The 2,396-nt window shown below is 37.8% G+C and carries 2 protein-coding genes; both read left to right on the forward strand.

What is annotated here, in order from left to right; translation table 11 throughout:
* Positions 1 to 148: 148 nt before the first annotated feature.
* Positions 149 to 1,597, forward strand: coding sequence for an IS21 family transposase (gene istA, locus C3945_RS11595; protein ID WP_202623368.1), 1,449 nt, complete (start codon positions 149 to 151; stop codon positions 1,595 to 1,597).
* A gap of 1 nt (position 1,598) precedes the next feature.
* A complete protein-coding gene (gene istB / locus C3945_RS11600; protein WP_161879811.1) occupies positions 1,599 to 2,327 on the forward strand; it encodes an IS21-like element helper ATPase IstB in 729 nt (242 codons plus the stop codon).
* Positions 2,328 to 2,396: the final 69 nt, after the last annotated feature.

Here is a 2,396-nt window from a genome sequence, read left to right on the forward strand (position 1 = left end):
TGTTTATGGCAATATAAAAGTAGATAGTATTGCAACGAAAATCTTAGAAGCTTGAACAAACAAAAAAGGCTTGCCAGCCCAATCAAAATCCCTTACCGTTATTGGTGACTAAACTAATAATGGAAGAGGAAGTGGAAGGATGCTAGCAATGCCTGAAATTAATCATATCAAACATTTGAGAAATAATAAATCACTATCTATTAACGAAATATCCAAACGGACTGGTTTTTGTTGGTCGACAGTTAAGAAATACGCCGATGAAGATCAGTTGCCTGTAGAAAAACATTCTTTGAAAAAAGGGATGATGTATGAAGAAGAATGGGGAGACATCGTTTCTGACTGGCTAGTAGAAGATCGTGCTTTAAAGAAAAAACTAAGAAGAAACAATAAAAAGATATTTGAAGAATTAGAAGCTCTAGGTTTCCCAGGATCTTATCGTACTGTCTGTAACTTCATTCAAGAATGGAACCAAGCTAAAATAAACGAAGCCGATGAATATAAAGAAGAGTATGAACGATTGACTCAACCTCCTGCGGAGGCACAAGTTGATTTCGGGGTGACAGAGGTTGTTCAAGATGGAAAGTTTAAAGATGTCCATTGTCTCGTGATGAGTTTTCCTTATAGTAACGCTGGCTTAGTCACACCTCTTCCAGCGGAGAATCAAGAATGTTTTCTAGAAGGCTTAAAAACATTATTTAATCAAGCGGGTTATGTCCCTAGAAAATTGCGATTAGATAATTTATCCGCTGCCGTAGTTAAAGCACGTGGCAATGGGAAAGAGACAGTCTTCACGGAAGCTTTTCAACGTTTTGCCAGTCATTATGGGTTTGAACCTCAAGCGTGCAACCCTAGAAAAGGCAATGAGAAAGGACATGTCGAAAACAAGGTTGGGTATGTCCGCTATAATTTTTTCACACCTTCGCCAGTCATAAAAGATTTCACTCATCTACAGGAGTTACTAAACGAGAAAACAGAAGAAGATCATCAGCGGCCTCATTATAAAAAAGGAATCAAGATTATTGACTTGATGAAAGAAGAAAGAAAATATGGGTTAGCGCTACCTGATGTTCCTTACCCTGTTTTCAAAGAAACCTTAGCTTCTGCGAATAAATATGGTGAAGTAAAGGTTGATGGTGTAGCGATTCATGTTCCGACTAGTTATCACTACACTAAATTACAATTAATCACCTACTGGAATGAGTATAAAGTTGTCTCTCCTAATGGAGAGTTACTCTCTAAAGGCCCTAGACCATATATGAATCAAGAAAGAGATATCCCGTGGCTTTCTATATTTACTAGATGGCGAATAAAGCCTAGGTCAGTTGTTTATTCAAGATACTTCCCCTATCTCCCGGGGCGAATTGCTCATTATCTAAACATAGATTCTGTTCAATTAAGAAAAAAACGAGTGAAGTGGATTCTCAAACTATTATCTAGCTATAGTCTGGAAGAAATTGATAATCACTTTTATGATTATGTGCCACAGGATGAACAGGCAACGAATAAAAACGAGGATTCTCATCCCTATGACGTTAATTGGAGTTTATATGATTCTCTTCAACCTGTCAGTCATTCTGCAACTGAGGGGGAAATATAATATGTCAGATATCCTAAGAAAAAGATGTAAATCTTTACGATTGGCATACGTGGCAGACCTTTATGAAAAGATTCCTTTTGAGAATCCTGAACAATACGTTACTGCGTTACTAGAACAAGAATTAGAATTAAGAGAATTAGCTCGAGGTGAGCGAAATCTTAAGAAGGCAAAGTTTATTAATGAAAAAGAATTAGAAACGTATCAGTGGAATGGACATATCCGATTCCCACCTCAACTCGACCAGAAAGAATTAGAATCGTTAGCGTTTATTCAACAGAAACAGAATGTCGTTCTTTCTGGTTCCCCTGGAACAGGTAAAACCCATCTCGTAACAGGGTTAGGCCGTAAGGCCTGTCGAAACGGTTATGAGGTACGTTTTTACAGGGTCGCTGATTTAATGGCATTACTTGAAAAGCACTGGAGAGAAGGACGGTTTGAGTCATTTCGTCGGAAATTCGATAAAGTGGACATGATCATTTTGGACGAGATGGGTTATGTCCCATTTAGTAAAGAAGGCGCAGAATGTCTATTTCAGCTCATATCAGATTGGTACGAAAGACGAAGTTTAGTCATTACCTCGAATTTAGAATTCAGTCAATGGAATCGTATGTTCATTGACTCTCGTCTCACGGCTGCATTGGTGGATCGAGTGATTCATCATGCACATGTGTTAAGTTTTACTGGAGATAGCTACCGAGTGAACCATGCATTATCTATGCGAAATAATTGAACTAAAAGTGGTTGGCAAAGTTCTTAACTTTTCATTGCAATTTTCTAAACATTTATCTTGCAAAACACA

This window comes from Alkalibacterium sp. MB6 (assembly GCF_009935905.1).
Lineage (GTDB): Bacteria > Bacillota > Bacilli > Lactobacillales > Carnobacteriaceae_A > Alkalibacterium.